Raw genomic sequence first — 19,487 nt, 5'->3', positions numbered from 1 at the left:
ATGGATTCACGGATCATGGACCTTCTCGCCGACCGCGTGCTCGAACTCGGGCCGCCCCCGGCCGCCGACAGCCCGTACAAGAATTTCAAGCTGACGCGGGACGCGGACGGCATCGCCTGGCTGCTGTTCGATCGCGCCGGCGCCAGCGCCAACACGCTGTCGGCCGATCTGCTCGAGGAGCTCGACGCCATCGTCACGGCGCTGGAGAGCCAGCGGCCGACCGGCCTCGTGGTGCGCTCGGCGAAAAAGAGCGGCTTCATCGCCGGCGCCGACGTCAATGAGTTTCGCGGCGCCAGCGATCCCAGCACAGTCGAGACCGCGATCGGACGCGCGCACGCGGTGATCGATCGGCTCGAGGCGTTGCGCGTGCCCTCGGTCGCGGTCATTCACGGCTTCTGCCTCGGCGGCGGCCTCGAGGTCGCGCTGGCCTGCCAGATGCGGATCGCGATCGACGATGCCCGGTTCGGCTTCCCCGAGGTGATGCTGGGCCTGCATCCCGGCCTCGGCGGCACGGTGCGCTTCACCGAGCTGGTCAATCCGATGCAGGCGATGACCCTGATGCTGACCGGCAGAACCATTGACGCGCGCCGCGCCAAGGCGCTCGGCCTGGTCGATGCCGTGACGCAGGAACGCCACGTCCGCAATGCGGTGAAGGATGCGGTGTTCGGCCGGCTGAAGCGCGCCAAGCCCGGTGTGCTCAACTCGCTGCTCAATTCGGGGCCGGCCAGGGGCTTGCTGGCGTCGCGGATGCGCAGCGAGGCCGGGAAGGCGGCGCCGCGCAAGCATTATCCGGCGCCCTACGCGCTGATCGATCTCTGGGAGAAGCACGCCGGCAACCGCTCGGCGATGCTGAATGCGGAGAAGGCGTCGTTCGCCAATTTGATGGTGACGCCGACCGCGCAGAATTTGATCCGCGTGTTCTTCCTGCGTGAGCAGATGAAGAAGGTGGCAGGCTCCGGCAACAAGGTTGCGCACGTCCACGTCATCGGCGCCGGCGCGATGGGCGGCGACATCGCGGCCTGGTGCGCCAACCAGGATATGCGCGTCACGCTCGCCGACATGAAGGCCGAGCCGATCGCGGGCGCGATGAAGCGGGCGTCGGAGCTGTTCGGCAAGATCATGCGCAAGAAGATCGACCAGCGCGACGCGCTGGACCGGCTGATCCCCGACATGGACGGCGAAGGCGTCCGCAATGCGGACGTGATCATCGAGGCGGTGCCGGAAAAGCTCGAGCTGAAGCAGAAGGTTTACGCTGGCCTTGAGCCGAAGATGAAGCCGGGCGCGATCCTCGCCACCAACACCTCGAGCATTCCGCTGCAGGATCTGCGCACCACGCTGGCACGACCGGAGCGGCTGCTCGGCCTGCACTTCTTCAATCCGGTGTCGCGGCTGCAACTCGTCGAGGTGGTCAGCCATGACGGCACCGATTCCGCGATGCTGAAGGAGGCGCTGGCCTTTGTCGGCGCCATCGATCGCCTGCCGCTGCCGGTGAAGAGCTCGCCGGGCTTCCTCGTCAACCGCGCGCTGACGCCCTACATGCTGGAAGCGATGATGATGCTGGACGAGAAGACCGACCAGCGCCTGATCGACGCGGCGGCGATCGAGTTCGGCATGCCGATGGGGCCGATCGAGCTCGCCGACCAGGTCGGCCTCGACATCTGCCTCGACGTCGGCGACATGCTGCGCTCGAAGTTCGGCGACGCCTTGCCGCCGACGCCTGCATGGTTGCGCGAAAAAGTCGCCAAGGGCGAGCTCGGCCGCAAGACCGGCAAGGGCTTTTACAGCTGGAAGAACGGCAAGGCGGAGAAGGCGCCGCTGCCGGAGACCGGTCCGAAGGTCAGCGACGAGATGATCGACCGCCTGGTGCTGCCGATCTCGAATGTCTGCGTCGCCGCCTTGCGCGAAGGCATCGTCGACAATGCCGACATGGTCGACGGCGCGATGATCTTCGGCACCGGCTATGCCCCGTTCCGCGGCGGTCCGCTCAATTATGCGCGGACCCGTGGCGTCGATAATGTCGTGTCGACGATGCAGGCGCTGATGCGCAAGTTCGGCGGGCGGTTTGCCCCGGATCCCGGCTGGGAGGCTTTCAAGTGACCGACTCGCAAGCAACCGACACTCACGTTCACGCGCCGCCGATCAGCGGCAACGAACCGCAGGGCGATCTCTGCATCCGCACGCTGGCGATGCCGGCCGACACCAACGCCAATGGCGATATCTTCGGCGGCTGGCTGCTCAGCCAGATGGACCTCGGCGGCGGCGTGTTCGCGGGCAAGGTGGCGAAGTCCCGCACCGTGACGGTCGCGATCGAGGCGATGAATTTTCGCAAGGCGGTCTATGTCGGCGACCTCGTCTCGGTGCACGCCAATCTGGTGCGCGTCGGCCGCACCTCGATCACGGTGCATCTCGAAGCCTGGGTGCTGCGCCGCCGCGAGCAGCAATCGATCCTTGTCACCGACGGCAATTTCACCTACGTCTCGATCGACGACCAGGGCCATCCGCAGCCGATCCAGCGCGATGGCGCGACGATCGCCACATGACGCGGTCTAGGGGGTGCCGAATCATCCCTGCGACCGGCCAAATCAAAACTGAAGGCAGGATTGGATCGCCTCAGAACTATTACGCCGCAGCGCATGTTGCCGCAGCAGCGACCAGGAACAAATCCGTATCGCCTCGGTTATCGGCCCGGAATAAGAACCGAGGCTAACAATGTCCGACAGTTACGTGATCGAAGTGAGTTCGAAGACCGCGGGTATCGTGGTGCGCGATAAACGCGGCTATCAGTTCTTTGCTGCATCGCAACTTTTTTCCCGGCTTGAGGGCCATATCTTCCGTAACGCGCGTGAGGCCGAGCGCGCGGCGCGCCGGCTCCTCGCCGGCGACACGTTGCAACTGGCGTCGTAGCCGTTACGCTGCGGAGCAATGACCCTGACGCGGGCGCGCCGTTCCCCGCACGTTGACCTCCGCGCCGAACGGTCGCACCATGGGCGAGTCGCCGTTTCAAGGGGGCCGCCGTGGCCGGACTCTCCCACCGCCAGACTGAAATCCTCAACATCGCGCGTGCTTTTGGCCGGGTCATGGTCGAAGACCTCGCCAAGCGATTCGAGGTGTCGGCTCAGACCATCCGCAAGGACCTCAACGATCTGTGCGACGAGCGGTCGCTGACCCGAATCCATGGCGGCGCGATCATCGCCTCCGGTGTCGAGAACCTCGCCTATGAGGCGCGCCGCTTCGTCGCCGCCGAGGAGAAGAAGGCGATCGGCGCCGCCGCGGCGGCGCGGATTCCGAACGGCTGCTCGCTGTTCATCAATATCGGCACCACGACGGAAGAGGTCGCCAGCGCGCTGACCTCGCATGAGGACCTGCTCGTCATCACCAACAACCTCAATGTCGCGATGCTGCTCTATCGCCATCCGCGTATCGAGGTGGTGGTGGCCGGCGGCACGGTGCGCCGCGCCGACGGTGCCGTGGTCGGCTCCACCGCGACGCAGCTGATCGGCCAGTTCAAGGTCGACTACGCCATCATCGGCGCATCGGCGATCGACGAGGAGGGCGCGCTGCTCGACTTCGACTATCGCGAGGTGCAGGTCGCGCAGGCGATCATCGCCAATGCGCGCAACGGTCATGCTGGTGTCGGATGCGACCAAGCTCCGCCGCAGCGCGCCGGTGCGCATCGCGCATATGAGCCAGATCCAGACCTTCGTCACCGATTCGCCGCTCCCCGCAGGCCTCGCCAACATCTGTCACAGCCGCGGTATCGAGGTGGTCGTCGCGATGGACAAGCCGGCCGTCGATATCGACGACAACGCAACCGAGGCCGCGCCTGCGACATTGCGTAGCGCGTAAACGCGTTCGATCGCTCAATTTTTAGCGAACCTGTTTCGGACGCCTTTTACCGTTCCCTGTAGCCTTGCTCGAGGTAGAGCGGTTCGTTGGTCAGCACGCAATTCAAGATCGTCACGTCGTTGGGTATCGCGGCGATGTTTGCCGTGATTTCGTTTGCCCTCGGTTTCAGCATGTCGGCCGCGTTTGCAACGGCCCTGGCTAGTGGCGTGTCTGCGCGTGTCGTGATGAGCGCCCTCAACGGCGAGGCACGGCCGTCCCCGGAAGGTGCGCTCGCCCGTGCCTACCGTCGCGCGGCTAGCGGTGAAATGGCCGAGCTGTCGGCACGGGCCGAGCGGGATGGGCGCCCCCGGACCGTGCTCGTTGCATTGTTACGGGTCTCTCTCGCGGGATCGCTGTGTCAGCGCATCGCAAGCGGGGCGTTCCTCGCGCAGGCGGCAATCGGCGCGGTTGCGATCGTCTTGTTCTGGCTTGGCCAGACGATGGCCTTTGACATGCGGCTGTTCGCGATGGCGTCGCCTGGCAGCCTGTTTGCGGATGGCATTCCGATGTCGATCGATGCCTGCCTTTGGTCTCGTTCTACGCCGTCACCTTCTCGCTGTTTGTGATCGCTCTACTTGCCGATCTGCCGACCATCATGCGCAATTGGCGCGAGGAGTGGCGTTACCTCCTGTTGCCGCTGTTCGGCTTTGGATTCTGGGTGATCCTGACGCATCGAAAATCATCGACCTACAGCGGCCTGCAAGTGGCACTCGGCGGCGGATATATGTGGGCCTACGTCGTTGTCTTCGTCCTTGCGCCGCTGTTCTTTCTCGTGATGTCGGCGTCGCTGCCCAGCAATCGGGCGATCCGGTGAGCAGGGATCGCTCCGTCGCGCGAATCTATTTCCGCTTCGCCTTCAAATGGTATGCGATCCTCTTCGTCGCATCCTTGGTCCTCTACGTGCTGTTTGCCAGCGGTCATGCATTGCTTGCGGCGACCGGCGTGCTAGCGCTTGCCGTTTGGTTTGTGCGCGACAGCCGCGCGTGTGCGAAGCGAGTGGGCGGTGAAGTTCGCCGCACCTACGATCCGGAGCAGGCATTGCCGGAATTGCGTGCCGGACGATCGCAACGGCGTCTCTGACCAACCAACCACTCGTCCTGCATGGCGCCACTTCAAGCGTCGCGCGGCCGGTCTGGTCTCCCCAAACGCCCCCGCCGCGTGCATTCCGCCCAAAAAATCCCCAGCTAAAGTTCCCCATTTTCGCTTTGCTTTCGTTTTTGGTTGTGATCTACTTCAATTCGAAAGTAAAACCGTCAAAGCGAAAACGGTTGCCGGGGGAAGCGTTCTTTGGATCGAATTTACGACCTCGCCATCATCGGAGGCGGCGTTAATGGCTGCGGCATCGCGCGCGATGCGGCGGGCCGGGGTAACTCCGTTTTCCTTTGTGAAATGAATGACTTGGCCAGCGGGACTTCGTCCTGGTCGACCAAGCTCGTGCATGGCGGTCTGCGCTATCTCGAATATTACGAGTTTCGTTTGGTGCGCGAGGCGCTGATCGAGCGCGAGATCCTCTGGCAGATCGCGCCCCACATCATTCGTCCGCTGCGTTTCGTCTTGCCGCACCACGCCGGCCTGCGTCCGGCCTGGCTGCTGCGGCTCGGCCTGTTTCTCTACGATCATATCGGCGGCCGGCATCTGCTGCCGGCGACGCGCTCGGTGGACCTTGCGCGCGACGTGGTCGGCAAGCCGCTGATCCCGGGCCGCTACACCAAGGGTTTCGAATATTCCGATTGCTTCGTCGACGACGCGCGGCTGGTGGCACTGACCGCGCGCGACGCAGCCGATCGCGGCGCCGAGATCCGCACCCGCACCCGCGCGGTCGAGATCAGGCAGGTCGACGGCATCTGGCACGTCACGGTCGAGGATACGACCAGCGGTTCGCGCGAGACGATCAAGGCCCGCGTGCTGGTCAATGCCGGCGGTCCCTGGGTCGAACAGGTGCTGGCGTCAGGCGTCGGCGTCAATGCGCGCGCCAAGGTGCGGCTGGTGCAGGGATCGCACATCGTGGTGCCCAAGCTCTACGATCACGACCGCGCCTACATCTTCCAGAACGCCGACGGCCGCATCATCTTCGTGATCCCCTATCAGAACGATTTCTCGCTGATCGGCACCACCGATCGCGACTATGACGGCGATCCGGCCAAGGTGAAGGCGACGCAGGAGGAGATCGAGTATCTCTGCGCCTCCGCTAGCGAGTATCTCGCCAAGCCGGTGAAGCCCGAGGACGTGGTCTGGAACTACTCCGGCGTGCGTCCGCTCTATGACGATGGCGCGAGCGAGGCCAAGGCCGCGACCCGCGACTATGTGTTCGAGCTCGATACGCCCGGTGGCGCGCCGCTGCTCTCGATCTATGGCGGCAAGATCACGACCTATCGCCGCCTCTCCGAAGAGGCGCTGCAGCGGCTGTCGCCCTATCTCCGCGGCACAAAGGCGCAGGAGGGATGGACCGGCAAGGCGCCGCTGCCCGGCGGCGACATGGACGTGTCGGCGGTCGCCGCGCTGAGCGCCGAACTGGTTCGCACCTATCCGTTCCTCGCGCAGCCGCACGCCAATCGTCTCGCGCATGCCTACGGCACGCGTGCCAGCAAGGTATTGGGCAACGCAGCATCGGCCGAAGATCTCGGCCGATGCTTCGGCGCCACCTTGACGGAGGGTGAAGTCCGGTACCTGATGGCGAACGAATGGGCTCGGACTGCGGAAGATGTCGTCTGGCGACGATCCAAGCTGGGCTTGCGGATGACGGCGGGTGAAATCGCCGCGCTCGACGAGTGGATGGCCGCCAACCGCGTGTCCGGTGAACGTCCCCTCCGCGAAGCGGGAGGACGGGTATGAGCGTTGCACTGCAGAACGTCACGCGAACCGTGGATGGCGTTCCGACCATCCGCGATGTGTCGCTGACGCTGGAGCGTGGCACGCTCAGTGTGCTGCTCGGGCCGACGCTGTCGGGCAAGACCTCGATCATGCGGCTGCTCGCCGGCCTCGACAAGCCGGCCTCCGGCCGCGTGCTGGTCGACGGCAAGGATGTCACCGGCGCCGACGTGCGGCAGCGCTCGGTCGCGATGGTCTATCAGCAGTTCATCAACTATCCCTCGCTGACGGTCTATGAGAACATCGCTTCGCCGTTGCGCGTACAGGGCAAGCCGAAGGTCGAGATCGAGAGGCGGGTTGCGGAAGCGGCCGCCCTGCTGCGGCTCGAGCCGTTCCTGAAGCGCACGCCGCTGCAACTCTCCGGCGGCCAGCAGCAGCGTACCGCGATCGCGCGCGCGCTGGTCAAGGGCGCCGACCTCGTGCTGCTCGACGAGCCGCTCGCCAATCTCGATTACAAGCTGCGCGAGGAGCTGCGCGCCGAGCTGCCGCGCATCTTCGAGGCGTCGGGCGCGATCTTCGTCTATGCCACCACCGAACCGTCGGAAGCGCTGCTGCTCGGCGGCGACACGGTCTGCATGTGGGAAGGCCAGGCGCTGCAGACCGGCGCGACGCCGAAGGTCTACCGCCATCCCGACACGCTGCGCGTCGCGCAGGTGTTCTCCGATCCGCCGCTCAATGTCATCGGCATCGAGAAGAGGGGTGATCTCGTGATCTATGCCGGCGGCGAGCAGGCGCCCGCGACCGGGCTCTATGCCGGTCTGCCTGACGGCGCCTACCGGACCGGTTTCCGCGCGCACCAGCTCGAGGTCGGCAGCGCCGCGGCCGGCCGCCATAAATTCGCTGCCACCGTGACGGTGACCGAGATCACCGGCTCGGAGAGCTTCGTACACGTCCATGTCCATGGCTCGAACTGGGTCGCGGTGCTGCACGGCGTGCATGAATATGAACCCGGGCAGGTGCTCGACGCCGCGCTCGATCCCGACGACATCTTCGTGTTCGACGCGGCCGATCGCCTCGTCGCTTCACCCGCAACCAATTTCTCGAAGTGAGGGAGATGCTTCATGGCCCGCATTGACCTCGTCGATCTCGCGCAGTCCTACAACGGCAATGACGCGCCGCTGGAATCCTTCGCGTTGAAGCCGGTCACCATGACCTGGCGGCAGGGCGGCGCCTACGCGCTGCTCGGGCCGTCCGGCTGCGGCAAGACCACGCTGCTCAATCTCATTTCCGGCATCGTGACGCCGTCGCGCGGCAAGATCCTGTTCGACGGCCGTGACATCACGCCGCTGTCGACGCAGAAGCGCAACATCGCGCAGGTGTTCCAGTTCCCGGTCATCTACGACACCATGACGGTGGGCGAGAACCTGGCCTTCCCGCTGAAGAACCGCGGCGTTGCCAGGGCCGAGGTCGATGCGCGGGTCAAGCAGATCGCCGACCTGCTCGATCTCACGCCCTATCTGAACCGCAAGGCGACGCGGCTCACCGCCGACGCCAAGCAGAAGATCTCGCTCGGCCGCGGCCTGGTGCGTTCCGACGTCGCCGCCGTCTTGTTCGACGAGCCGCTGACGGTGATCGATCCCGAGCTGAAATGGCAGCTGCGCTCGAAACTGAAGGCGCTGCATCGCGAGCTCGACCTCACGATGATCTACGTTACCCACGACCAGACCGAAGCGCTGACCTTCGCCGATACCGTGGTCGTCATGCATGACGGCCGCGTGGTGCAGAGCGGTACGCCGGCCGAATTGTTCGACAAGCCGGAGCACACTTTCGTCGGGTACTTCATCGGCTCGCCCGGCATGAACATCGTACCCGCCGAGGTCTCGGGCCACGAGGCGCGGATCGACGGCCATGTCATCGGCCTGCATCGCAACTATGGTGTGCTGCCGAAGGCTGCGAAGATCGAGATCGGCGTGCGGCCGGAATTCGTCGATGTCGCAGCGCCCGCATCGGGGCTGCTGTCGGCGAAGATCGAGCGGATCGACGATCTCGGCCGGATCCAGTTTGCCCGTGTCCGCGTCGGCAACACCAAACTCGCGGCGCGCGTGCCGCCGGGCTTCTCGGTCTCCGAAGATACCGCCGGCCTGATCTTCAATCCCGCTTACGTCCACGTCTATGCCGACAGCCATTTGGTGGAAGGGGTCGCCTGATGGACAAGACCATCAACCAAAAAGCCTGGTTCCTGGTGCTGCCGGTGTTCCTGGTGGTCGCGTTCTCGGCGGTGCTGCCGCTGATGACGGTCGTGAACTATTCGATGCAGGATACCTTCGGCAACAACCAGTTCTTCTGGAACGGCGTCGGCTGGTTCAAGGAGCTGCTCGATCCCTCGACCGATCTCGGCGGTCGCTTCCTGGCTTCGCTCGGCCGCAACCTGTTCTTCTCCGCCGTGATCCTCGCGATCGAGGTGCCGCTCGGCATCGTCGTCGCGCTGTCGATGCCGCGCGAAGGCTGGAGCGTCGCAGCCTGCCTCGTCATCCTCGCGCTGCCGCTTCTGATTCCGTGGAACGTGGTCGGCACCATCTGGCAGATCTTCGGCCGGCCCGATATCGGCCTGCTCGGCTATGTGCTGAACCATCTCGGGTTCAACTACAACTACGTCTCCAATGAGGTCGATGCCTGGGTCACGGTCATCGTGATGGACGTCTGGCACTGGACCAGCCTTGTCGCGCTGCTCTGCTACGCCGGCCTGAAGTCGATCCCCGACGCCTATTACCAGGCGGCGCAGATCGACGGCGCGTCGCGCTGGGCGGTGTTCAAGGCGATCCAGCTGCCCAAGATGAACCGCGTGCTCTTGATCGCGGTGCTGCTGCGCTTCATGGATAGCTTCATGATCTACACCGAGCCGTTCGTGGTCACCGGCGGCGGTCCCGGCAACTCGACGACCTTCATCTCGATCGAGCTCGTCAAGATCGCGCTCGGCCAGTTCGACCTCGGCAAGGCGGCTGCGCTGTCGCTGGTCTACAATCTGATCATCCTGATCGTGTGCTGGGTGTTCTACACCGTGATGACCAATGCCGGCGCCGAGCGACCGGTCAAGGGAGGAGCGGCGTGATGCATTCGATCCCCGGCCGCCGCCTGATCATGGCGCTGTTCCTGATCTTCCTGCTGTTGCCGATCTACTGGCTCGTCAACATGAGCTTCAAGACCAACGCCGAGATCATCTCGTCGATGACGCTGTGGCCGCATGCGCCGACGCTGCAGCACTACAAGCGGATCTTCACCGACGAGAGCTGGTATTCCGGCTACATCAATTCGTTGGAATATGTCGTCATCAACACCGTGATCTCGATCGCGGTGGCGTTGCCGGCGGCCTATGCATTCTCGCGCTACCGCTTCCTCGGCGACAAACATCTGTTCTTCTGGCTGCTGTCCAACCGCATGGCGCCGGCGGCGGTCTACGCGCTGCCGTTCTTCAACCTCTATTCGGCGATCGGCCTGTTCGATACGCCGTGGGCGGTGGCGCTGGCGCACTGCATCTTCAACGTGCCGCTGGCGGTGTGGATTCTCGAAGGCTTCGTCTCCGGCGTGCCGCGCGAGATCGACGAGACCGCCTTCCTCGACGGCTATTCGTTTCCGCGCTTCTTCGTCAAGATCCTGGTGCCGCTGATCGCGAGCGGCATCGGCGTCGCCGCGTTCTTCTGCTTCATGTTCTCCTGGGTCGAGCTGCTGCTGGCGCGCACGCTGACGTCGGTTGCCGCCAAGCCGATCTCCGCTGTCATGACGCGGACGGTGTCGGCCGCCGGCATGGACTGGGGCCTGCTTGCCGCGGCCGGCGTGCTCACCATCATCCCAGGCGCACTCGTGATCTGGTTCGTCCGCAACTACATCGCGCGCGGCTTCGCGCTCGGCCGGGTCTAGGAGGGCGCATGATCCCGAAAAGTGGAAGCCGGTTTTCGGACCGGATCATGCGCAAGGAGTAAGATCATGGACAGCATCGCATGGATGGCATGGACCTGGCCCACCGCTATCTTCTTCGTGCTGCTTGCCTGCACGCTCGGAATGATGACCTGGCTTGCGATCGCCTATCCCGAGGCGGAGCGGGTCGGCGTGCTGCGGATTCCGACCACGCGTGGCGATCGCCTGTTCGTCTCGCTGGTGCTCGCCGCCGTCATCCACCTGGTGTGGATCGGCCTGGTCGGCACCGATCCGATTTTCAGCCTGCCGATTGGCGAGGGCGTCGAGATTTCGAGTCTGTGGCTCGGAACGGTAATTTCGCTTCTTTCAGCCGTGGTGATCTTTCGCACCGTCTGAAGAACGCGAAAAAGAGCAGATCCGGGGTCTACCCGGGCCTGGATTTAGTCGCTGCAACCGGAGGAATCTAATGCGACATTTACGAATGACTAAAGAAAAGCTTTTGACGATGACCAGCGCGGTCGCGCTCGTCGCAGCATCGGTCACTCTTGTCGCGCCGGCCCGCGCCGACGAGGCGGCCGCCAAGAAGTGGATCGACAGCGAATTTCAGCCGTCGACCCTCTCCAAGGACGACCAGATGAAGGAGATGCAGTGGTTCATCAAGGCCGCTGCCCCCTTCAAGGGCATGGAGATCAACGTCGTCTCCGAAACCCTGACCACCCACGAGTACGAATCCCGCACGCTCGCCAAGGCGTTCGAGGAGATCACCGGCATCAAGGTCAAGCACGACATCATCCAGGAAGGTGACGTCGTCGAGAAGATCCAGACCCAGATGCAGTCCGGCAAGAACGTCTATGACGGCTGGATCAACGACTCCGACTTCATCGGCACCCACTTCCGCTATGGCCAGGCCGTCGACCTGACCGAATGGATGAAGGGCGAAGCCAAGGACGTCACCGATCCGATGCTCGACGTCGACGACTTCATCGGCAAGTCGTTCACCACGGCACCGAATGGTCACCTCTACCAACTGCCCGACCAGCAGTTCGCGAACCTCTATTGGTTCCGCTACGACTGGTTCACCAACCCGGACTACAAGGCCAAGTTCAAGGCCAAGTACGGCTACGATCTCGGCGTTCCCGTGAACTGGTCGGCCTATGAGGACATCGCCGAGTTCTTCACCAACGACGTCAAGGAAATCAACGGCGTCCGCGTCTATGGCCACATGGACTACGGCAAGAAGGATCCCTCGCTCGGCTGGCGTTTCACCGACGCCTGGCTGTCGATGGCCGGCAACGGCGACAAGGGTCTTCCGAACGGCCTGCCGGTCGACGAATGGGGCATCCGCATGGAAGGCTGCCGTCCGGTCGGCTCGTCGGTCGAGCGTGGCGGCGACGTCAACGGCCCGGCGTCGGTCTATTCGATCGTCAAGTATCTCGACTGGATGAAGAAGTATGCTCCGCCGCAGGCGCAGGGCATGACCTTCTCCGAGTCGGGCCCGGTGCCCTCGCAGGGCAACATCGCCCAGCAGATCTTCTGGTACACCGCCTTCACCGCCGACATGGTGAAGCCCGGACTGCCCGTGATGAACGCGGACGGTACGCCGAAGTGGCGTATGGCCCCGTCGCCGCACGGCTCGTACTGGAAGGAAGGCATGAAGCTCGGCTACCAGGACGTGGGTTCGGCCACGCTCCTGAAGTCGACCCCGGTCGACCGCCGCAAGGCGGCCTGGCTCTATCTGCAGTTCATCGTCTCCAAGACGACGAGCCTGAAGAAGAGCCATGTCGGTCTCACCTTCATCCGTGAATCCGACATCTGGGACAAGTCGTTCACCGAGCGTGCGCCGAAGCTCGGCGGCCTGATCGAGTTCTACCGCTCGCCCGCGCGCGTGCAGTGGACCCCGACCGGCAACAACGTGCCCGACTATCCGAAGCTGGCGCAGCTGTGGTGGCAGAACATCGGCGATGCGTCGTCCGGTGCGAAGACGCCGCAGGCTGCGATGGACGCGCTCGCCGCGGCCCAGGATTCGGTGATGGAACGTCTTGAGAAGTCCGGTGTGCAGGGTGCCTGCGGACCGAAGCTGAACAAGAAGGAAACCGCCGAGTACTGGTTCGCCAAGTCGGCCAAGGACGGCAACATTGCGCCGCAGCGCAAGCTTGCCAACGAAAAGCCGAAGGGTGAGACGGTCGACTACGACACGCTGATCAAGTCGTGGCCGGCCTCGCCGCCCAAGCGCGCCGAAGCGAAGTAAGGCGTACCAGCCCACGCCATCCGAAGACTGCGAAAGGCCGGGAGCAATCCCGGCCTTTTTTCCGTCCGGCATCCGGGGCAGGGAGTGTGGAGGCGGGCGCTCGATTGTGCTCAAATGACGCGATGAGATCATCATGCGTCTCCCGTCGCTGCATCATGATCCCGGGAGTTTCGCCATGCGCATGATTTTTCGCTGCGATTCGCGGCTTGCCGATCACCTGCCACGGCCGTTCCCGGCCCGCACTGCATTGCCGGACTGGCTGCGCGCGATGCCGGCGAAGGCGCATTCGGAGATCCACGACCGCGAGATCCGCACGGTCAAGCAATGTCCGCCCTTCGTCGATGCGATGGCCCATGGCGTGATGATCCCGCTGCCTTGCGATGTCAGGGTCGAGCGCGGCACGTTCGCATGGGACTGGGACATTCCCGAACCCGCAACACCGGGCCATCCGCGTGCGCCGCTCAGCTTCCATCCCGTCGCGCAGTTTGCCGGCGCGCCGTTTGCCAATGGGCAGGCCGCGCTGAAGTTCAACAGCTTCTGGACCATCGAGCTCGAGCCGGGCTGGTCGCTGTTCGCGACCCATCCGGTCAATCGCGACGACCTGCCGTTCCGCGTGATCTCGGGACTGGTCGACGCCGACCGGTTTCACGACGGCGGGATCAATTTCCCGGCGGTGTGGAGTGAGCCCGATTTTTCCGGTGTGCTGCCGAAGGGCACGCCGGTCGTGCAATGCTTCGCGGTGCCGCGCCAGGCCCCCGAACTGCTGTTCGAGCCGTTCGACGACGCGCATCGCGAAGCCTATTCGAAGGTTCTCGGCGAGGTGCTGGCCGCACCCAATGTCTACCGCAAGCATTTCCGCGCCAAGCGCGGGAAACTAAAGCGCGATGAGATTTAGTTGAATCGTCATCGCGCTTTAGCCCTTTGTTTGAGCATGATCTTTTCGGAAAACCGCTTCACACTTTTCCGGATCATGCTTTAGTTACTTAGCGCCGCACGCAGCGCGCGCTCGTCGAGCCACAGCCGGCCGTGCGGCGCCGAGGTCAGTGCCATCGCGATCGATCCGAACAGCTGCGGACGCAGCGCATAGGCGCGCGCGAAGGCCTGCATCGCGGCGTCGGGCGCGCCGCCCTCCTGCAATGCGATCCCGAGATTGAGTGCCGCTTCGGCGTAGTCCGGCCTGATCTCGATCGCCCTGCGATAGGCCTGTGCAGCGCCGTCATGGTCGCGCAAATCCTGCCTGGCCACACCGAGATCGAACCACATCGAGGCCGGTGCCGCGCCTGTGGTCGCCCGCTCGAGCAGGCTCACCGCCGCGGGGAGGTTACCGTCCTCCCAGGCCAACCGGCCGAGCCGCGCATTGGCCTCCTGATGCTCCGGGATGGCCTTGAGGATCGCCGCCCAGGCCTCGCGCGCCTGCGCCTTGCGGCCGGCAAGCTCCAGCGTGCGCGCCTTCTCGACGAATGCATCGCGCTGCGGCTTGAGCGCGATGGCGCGGTCGAGATGGGTCAGGGCGGCATCGAATTCGCCGTCGCTGCGGGCGAGGCGGGCGGCGAGCAGCTGCGCCGCGGCATTGTCGGGCCGCTTTGCCAGGCTCGCCGCGACATGCCTGCGCGCCGGTGCGAGCTCGCCTTTGGTGAACAGCACGGCGGCCAGCAGATGGCTCAGCATCGGCTCGCCGGGCTGCCGCGCAAGGCCGCCCTCGCACAGCGCGATCGCCTCGTCGTGCCGGCCGCTGTTGAATGCCGCGGTGGCGCGTCGAACGATATCCTCGGCGGTGTCCTTGTTCATTCCCGCATGTGACCGTGTCATGCTATCGAGACGCACCATGCTATGCGGCGCCGGAGATCGTGGCCAGCGCTTACCGCGCGACGAGGCCGTCGATGCTTAGAAATCCGAGGGCGCGCAACGCAAAAAGGCCGGGAGCGGTCCCGGCCTTTTTCGTTCGCCCTGCCTACACCCTCTTTCGTCATTCCGGGGCGCGCAAAGCGCGAACCCGGAATCCATCTTGACGCGAGTCATGCGGATCAATGGATTCCGGGTCTGCGCCTGGCGGCGCAGCCCGGAATGACGATATGGAGAGAGTGGACTTGTTTACTCCGCAGCCTCCGTCGCCTTCAGCGTCGGGTAATCCGTGTAGCCCTTGGCGCCGCCGCCGTAGAAGGTCGCCTTGTCCCACTCGTTGAGCGGGGCGCCGGCCTTCAGCCGCTCGACCAGGTCGGGGTTGGAGATGAACGGCTTGCCGAATGCGATCAGGTCGGCCGCACCGGCTTCCAGCACCTTCTCGGCCAGCGCGAAGTCGTAGCCGTTGTTGGCGATATAGGCCTGCTTGAAGCGCTTGCGCAGCGAGGCGTAGTCGAACGGAGCGTTGTCGCGCGGGCCGCCGGTGGCGCCTTCGATGACATGGATATAGGTCAGCTTCAGCGCGTTGAGCTGGTCGACGATGTGATCGAACAGCGGCTGCGGGTTGCTGTCGGAGACGTCGTTGGCCGGCGTCACCGGCGAGATGCGGATGCCGGTGCGGTCGGCGCCGGCTTCGCCGACAACCGCCCTGGACACTTCCAGCATCAGCCTAGCGCGGTTCTCGATCGAACCACCATAGGCATCGGTACGCTTGTTGGTGCCGTCCTTGGCGAACTGGTCGAGCAGATAACCGTTGGCGCCATGGATCTCGACGCCGTCGAAGCCGGCGGCGATCGCGTTCGCCGTGGCACGCTTGAAATCGTCAATGATGCCGGGGATTTCCGACAGCTCGAGCGCGCGCGGCTCGGAGACGTCGGCGAAGGTGCCGTTGACGAAGGTCTTGGTCTTGGCGCGGATCGCGCTCGGCGCCACCGGTGCGCCGCCGTTCGGCTGCAGCGCGACATGCGAGATGCGGCCGACATGCCAGAGCTGGATGTAGATGCGGCCGCCACGCTCGTGCACGCGATCGGTGACCTTGCGCCAACCCTCGACCTGCTCGTTCGAATAGATGCCGGGCGTGTCCTGATAGCCCTGGCCCTGCTGCGAGACCTGGCTCGCTTCGGTGATCAGCAGGCCGGCGGAGGCGCGCTGGCCGTAATACTCCACCGCGAGCGGACCCGGCGCGAAGCTCGGTGCCGGCGCGCGGTTGCGCGTCAAGGGCGCCATCACCAGGCGGTTCGACAAGGTTACGGGGCCAAGCTTGAACGGCTCGAGAAGTTTGGTCGATTGGCTCATGAGGAAATGTTCCAGGAAGTGACGGATGGAGCAGACTTGTGCATTGCGGCGAGAAGCGCAATGGCTGGGCCATGCGTGCCGTGCGGGCTAACCACGCACGATTCCGCCCATGTGACCGGCGTCGAGGAACAGGGTATGCGCGTTCACGTAGGAAGATTCATTCGAAATCAGGAACAGCGCAGCATAGGCGACCTCCCATCCAGTGCCCTGGCGGCCGAATGGCACTGTCACGGCACGGTCGGACCGCCGGCGGCTGGCGTCGCGGCCCATCGGCGTATCCATGAAGCCGGGCGCGATCACGTTGCAGCGAATGCCCCTGTCCTCGCCGGCGCGCGCGATCGCCCGGCCGAGCGCGATCTGCGCCGCCTTGGAGGATTCATAGGCCGGGTTGCGGCCGCCGGCGCGCTGGCTCGCCATCGAGGAGATCAGGATGATCGCGCCGCCCGGTGCCATCAGTTCCAGCGCCTTCTGCGCGAACAGCATGTGGCTGCGGACGTTGACGGCGTAGTCACGGTCCCAGGCTTCTGCCGTCATCTTGGGCAGCGACAGGCCGGAGGAGATGCCGACATTGAGCGCCAACCCGTCGAGCCCGCCGAGCTTCTGCGCGCAGCGCTCGACTGCCGGCGCGATCACCGCGACGTCGGAGACATCGACGACATCGGTGAAGGCCTTGCCGCCCTCCTTGGTGATCTGCGCGACAGTGTTGTCGGCGGCCTCCTTGTTGACGTCGAGGCAGGCGACGGATGCGCCCTCGCGCGCGAACAGCACGCTCATGGCACGCCCGTTGCCGATCGGCGGTTCGGCGTCGACGGTCGTACGCTGTCCGGCACCGACCACGATGATGCGCCGGCCGGCGAGGCGGCCGTGATTTTTCGCGAGCCCCAGCGCTTCCGCGTGCAGCGAGGCTGAGGGATCGACGGCTTTCGGTGCGTGGGTTGTGGTCGACATGGCGAGCTCCCTGACGTCTTGTTGTTGTCAGGGAGCAGTAGCACGGGAGAGAGCGTGAGGCGACGTGTCCGCCGTAGCCTTGGCGAGAGGTGAGAAAATGCCGCCGCGGGGAATATTGATTGGAGAACTGTCATCCCGGGGCTCGCGAAGCGAGAACCCGGAATCTCGTGCCGCATAATCGCGAGATTCCGGGTTCGATGCTGCGCATCGCCCCGGAATGACGCGCTAAGCGCGCGTCAGCTCACGCCAAGGAAGTCGCGCTTGCCGATCTCGACGCCGTTGTGGCGCAGGATGCCGTGTGCGGTGACGGCGTGGAAGTAGAAGTTCGGGAACGAGAATGCGTTGAGGAATTGCTGGCCCTTCAAGGTCATGGTGCGTTCGGCGCCGATCGGGAAGGTGACGTCCTTGGCTTCGCCGCCCTCGAACTGCTCGGGCTTGAACGACTTCACATAGGTGATCGTGTTGGCGAGCCGCTGCTTCAGGTCGCCGAAGGTCGTCTCGGTGTCGGGCGTCGACGGCACCGCGCTGTGGGTCAGCCGCGCGCAGCCTCTGGAGGCATGGTCGCAGACCAGCTGAATCTGCTTGGTCAGCGGCAGCATGTCCGGATAGAGCCGCGATCCCAGCAGCACCTCGGGCGCGATCTTCCTGGCCTCGCAATGCGCCTCCGCCTTGGTGAGCTCGCCGGTGAGGCTGTTGAGGATCTGCAAATAGGCGGGGACGACGGCGTCATAAAAGGACATGTGATGCTCCCTGGGTCTGATGAAATCCGGATGTGACCGAACGGCGATGCTGCACATGGGGCGGCAAAGGGAAGAATACAACTGCGGGGGGCCGTAACAGTTGGTCAAATATTTCCTGCGGCGGCGCGCCCTCTCAGTCCCGTCATCCTGAGGATCGCGAAGCGCGTCTCGACGGATGCACGGCCCAGCTGGTGGCCGTCGACCCTTCGAGACGCGCTTCGCGGTCCTCAGAGGGTGTGATTTTTTTGGGGTTTCAGCGAGCATTATAGCCGAAAGCCGGCGCGGTGTGATTCTCTGGCGATGATGGATTCGCGGGAGGTGATGTTGGCTGCCGATGAGTTGTTTGGGGACCTGCCGGAGCAGGCGAAGCCACCAGCCGAAGCGGGCTTGCCCGGCGCTCCGCGGCTGCGTGAGCCCCAGCGCGACCAGATTGCGCTGCGAGCGGTTGATATTGAGAGCCTGATCGGGGAAGACCATCCGGTGCGGCTGATCTGGTCTTATGTCGAAGAGCTTGATCTGAGTGAGTTGGAGGACCGGATCAAGGCTCGCGGCGATCGTCCCGGTCACCCCGCGACCTCGCCCCGGCTTTTGCTGGCGCTGTGGCTCTATGCCGCCAGCGAAGGCGTTGGCAGCGCGCGGGCGTTGGAGCGGCTGTGCGAGAGCCACGATGCCTATCGCTGGCTGTGCGGCGGGGTGTCGGTGAACTATCACCTGCTGGCAGACTTCCGGGTCGGCAACGCCGATCTGCTTGACCGACTGCTCAGTGAGCATCTGGCAGCGTTGGCAAAGGCCGGTCTCGTCGATCTGGAGACCTTGGCGCAGGATGGCATGCGGGTCCGGGCCAGCGCCGGGGCCGCCTCGTTCCGGCGCGAGGCGACGCTGGATAAGCATTTGGCGCAGGCTGAGGCCGTGGTGGAAGACCTCAAGCGCGAGGTCGACACACGCTCGGACGCCAGCAATAAGCGTGCCCGGGCAGCCAAGGAGCGGGCCGCGCGGGAACGCAGCGCGCGGGTGAAGGCGGCGCAGACGGCGCTCGCCGAGATCAAGCAGCAGCGCAAGGAGCGCGAAGAAAGTCGCGGCAACGGCAAGACGCCGAAGGAGCCGCGGGCCTCCACGACGGACGCCTATGCACGGGTCATGAAGATGGCGAACGGCGGCTTCCGCCCCGCCTACAACGTGCAGGTGACGAGCGTGGCCGGGGAGCAGATCGTCGTCGACACCAGAATTTGCAACATCGGATCCGATCGCGGCCTGATGCGCCCCATGCTGGAGCGGCAGCGTGCGCGGCCCGGAGGGTTGCCCAAGGACCATCTCGTCGATGGCGGCTTTGGCAGTGCCGAGGACATCGAATGGGCCTATGCCGAGGGCATCGATATCTTTTGTCCGCCCACTCAATCCAAGCACGGTACCGATCCCTATCTACCGCGGCGCGGCGACGGTCCGGGGGTGTTGGCCTGGCGTGCGCGAATGGCGAGCGAAGAGGGCAAGGCCCGATACAGGTCCCGGTCGATCTGCGAGTGCATCCATGCCCGCTGGCGCAATTGGGACCTGCGGCAATTGACCGTGCGCGGCATCGAAAAGGTCCGCGCCGTCGTGCTCTGGTACGCCCTCGTCAACAACATCCTGCAAGGCAACCGCCTCTCCAGAGCCTAAACAACGGGTCATCGCCGAACTCGAACTCAAACCTGCCAATTGCTGCAACGAACAGCCGCCAAAAACTCCGCAGGAGCCGAATCCGTCACAAGCTCTCA

19 protein-coding genes and 1 pseudogene are annotated in these 19,487 nt (G+C 64.6%); 16 read left to right on the top strand and 4 right to left on the bottom strand.

The window, feature by feature from the left end:
• The 15 genes and pseudogenes from ACVW17_RS36925 (at nucleotide 1) to ACVW17_RS36855 (ending at nucleotide 13,748) form a co-directional block, all read left to right on the top strand.
• Complete coding sequence (locus tag ACVW17_RS36925) at nucleotides 1-2,097, top strand: 3-hydroxyacyl-CoA dehydrogenase NAD-binding domain-containing protein (protein ID WP_456798806.1); 2,097 nt, start codon at nucleotides 1-3, stop codon at nucleotides 2,095-2,097.
• 89 nt (nucleotides 2,098-2,186) lie between these two features.
• Nucleotides 2,187-2,540: an acyl-CoA thioesterase gene (locus tag ACVW17_RS36920; RefSeq protein ID WP_456756270.1), complete on the top strand. Its 354-nt coding sequence runs from the start codon at nucleotides 2,187-2,189 to the stop codon at nucleotides 2,538-2,540.
• 169 nt (nucleotides 2,541-2,709) lie between these two features.
• Entirely contained in the window at nucleotides 2,710-2,904 is a 195-nt protein-coding gene (locus ACVW17_RS36915; protein ID WP_456749688.1) for a hypothetical protein, read from the top strand.
• A 110-nt stretch (nucleotides 2,905-3,014) separates the two neighbouring features.
• A pseudogene (locus ACVW17_RS36910) lies at nucleotides 3,015-3,846 on the top strand (DeoR/GlpR family DNA-binding transcription regulator).
• An 86-nt stretch (nucleotides 3,847-3,932) separates the two neighbouring features.
• Entirely contained in the window at nucleotides 3,933-4,451 is a 519-nt protein-coding gene (locus ACVW17_RS36905; protein ID WP_456798805.1) for a hypothetical protein, read from the top strand.
• On the top strand, nucleotides 4,412-4,699 hold the full coding sequence (locus ACVW17_RS36900) for a hypothetical protein (RefSeq protein ID WP_456798804.1): 288 nt from the start codon (nucleotides 4,412-4,414) through the stop codon (nucleotides 4,697-4,699). The genes ACVW17_RS36905 and ACVW17_RS36900 overlap by 40 nt, the downstream gene beginning before the upstream one ends.
• A complete protein-coding gene (locus ACVW17_RS36895; protein ID WP_456798803.1) occupies nucleotides 4,696-4,965 on the top strand; it encodes a hypothetical protein in 270 nt (89 codons plus the stop codon). Before ACVW17_RS36900 ends, ACVW17_RS36895 begins: the two co-directional genes overlap by 4 nt.
• A 207-nt stretch (nucleotides 4,966-5,172) precedes the next feature.
• Nucleotides 5,173-6,717: a glycerol-3-phosphate dehydrogenase gene (gene glpD, locus ACVW17_RS36890; protein WP_456798802.1), complete on the top strand. Its 1,545-nt coding sequence runs from the start codon at nucleotides 5,173-5,175 to the stop codon at nucleotides 6,715-6,717.
• Nucleotides 6,714-7,802 carry an ABC transporter ATP-binding protein gene (locus tag ACVW17_RS36885; RefSeq protein WP_456798801.1) on the top strand — a complete coding sequence of 363 codons (1,089 nt, stop codon included), beginning with the start codon at nucleotides 6,714-6,716 and terminating at the stop codon, nucleotides 7,800-7,802. The genes glpD and ACVW17_RS36885 overlap by 4 nt, the downstream gene beginning before the upstream one ends.
• A 12-nt stretch (nucleotides 7,803-7,814) precedes the next feature.
• Entirely contained in the window at nucleotides 7,815-8,900 is a 1,086-nt protein-coding gene (locus ACVW17_RS36880) for an ABC transporter ATP-binding protein (protein WP_456798800.1), read from the top strand.
• A complete protein-coding gene (locus ACVW17_RS36875) occupies nucleotides 8,900-9,802 on the top strand; it encodes a carbohydrate ABC transporter permease (RefSeq protein ID WP_456749683.1) in 903 nt (300 codons plus the stop codon). Before ACVW17_RS36880 ends, ACVW17_RS36875 begins: the two co-directional genes overlap by 1 nt.
• Entirely contained in the window at nucleotides 9,802-10,608 is an 807-nt protein-coding gene (locus tag ACVW17_RS36870; RefSeq protein WP_456749682.1) for a carbohydrate ABC transporter permease, read from the top strand. The genes ACVW17_RS36875 and ACVW17_RS36870 overlap by 1 nt, the downstream gene beginning before the upstream one ends.
• Before the next feature lie 66 nt (nucleotides 10,609-10,674).
• On the top strand, nucleotides 10,675-11,001 hold the full coding sequence (locus tag ACVW17_RS36865; protein WP_456749681.1) for a DUF2160 domain-containing protein: 327 nt from the start codon (nucleotides 10,675-10,677) through the stop codon (nucleotides 10,999-11,001).
• 85 nt (nucleotides 11,002-11,086) lie between these two features.
• Nucleotides 11,087-12,853 (top strand): ABC transporter substrate-binding protein, encoded by a 1,767-nt coding sequence (locus ACVW17_RS36860; protein ID WP_456749680.1) that lies wholly within the window; start codon nucleotides 11,087-11,089, stop codon nucleotides 12,851-12,853.
• 175 nt (nucleotides 12,854-13,028) lie between these two features.
• Nucleotides 13,029-13,748 (top strand): hypothetical protein, encoded by a 720-nt coding sequence (locus ACVW17_RS36855; protein ID WP_456798799.1) that lies wholly within the window; start codon nucleotides 13,029-13,031, stop codon nucleotides 13,746-13,748.
• An 80-nt stretch (nucleotides 13,749-13,828) separates the two neighbouring features.
• On the opposite strand, the gene ACVW17_RS36850 is transcribed toward ACVW17_RS36855, so the two are convergent.
• From ACVW17_RS36850 to ACVW17_RS36835, 4 genes are all read right to left on the bottom strand, one after another.
• A complete protein-coding gene (locus tag ACVW17_RS36850; protein WP_456798798.1) occupies nucleotides 13,829-14,641 on the bottom strand; it encodes a tetratricopeptide repeat protein in 813 nt (270 codons plus the stop codon).
• A gap of 303 nt (nucleotides 14,642-14,944) precedes the next feature.
• Complete coding sequence (locus ACVW17_RS36845; protein ID WP_456798797.1) at nucleotides 14,945-16,048, bottom strand: alkene reductase; 1,104 nt, start codon at nucleotides 16,046-16,048, stop codon at nucleotides 14,945-14,947.
• An 87-nt stretch (nucleotides 16,049-16,135) separates the two neighbouring features.
• The gene (locus ACVW17_RS36840; RefSeq protein WP_456798796.1) at nucleotides 16,136-16,996 is read right to left on the bottom strand and encodes an SDR family NAD(P)-dependent oxidoreductase; all 861 of its coding nucleotides are present in this window, start codon (nucleotides 16,994-16,996) and stop codon (nucleotides 16,136-16,138) included.
• A 236-nt stretch (nucleotides 16,997-17,232) separates the two neighbouring features.
• On the bottom strand, nucleotides 17,233-17,736 hold the full coding sequence (locus ACVW17_RS36835; RefSeq protein ID WP_456798795.1) for a DUF1993 domain-containing protein: 504 nt from the start codon (nucleotides 17,734-17,736) through the stop codon (nucleotides 17,233-17,235).
• 321 nt (nucleotides 17,737-18,057) lie between these two features.
• On the opposite strand from ACVW17_RS36835, the gene ACVW17_RS36830 reads away from it, so the two are divergent.
• Nucleotides 18,058-19,389 (top strand): IS1182 family transposase, encoded by a 1,332-nt coding sequence (locus ACVW17_RS36830; protein ID WP_456756372.1) that lies wholly within the window; start codon nucleotides 18,058-18,060, stop codon nucleotides 19,387-19,389.
• Nucleotides 19,390-19,487 lie beyond the last annotated feature (98 nt).

Source organism: Bradyrhizobium sp. USDA 4473, from assembly GCF_054063335.1.
The sequence above is the reverse complement of the archived record's forward strand: the minus strand, read 5'-3'. Positions and strand labels throughout refer to the sequence as shown.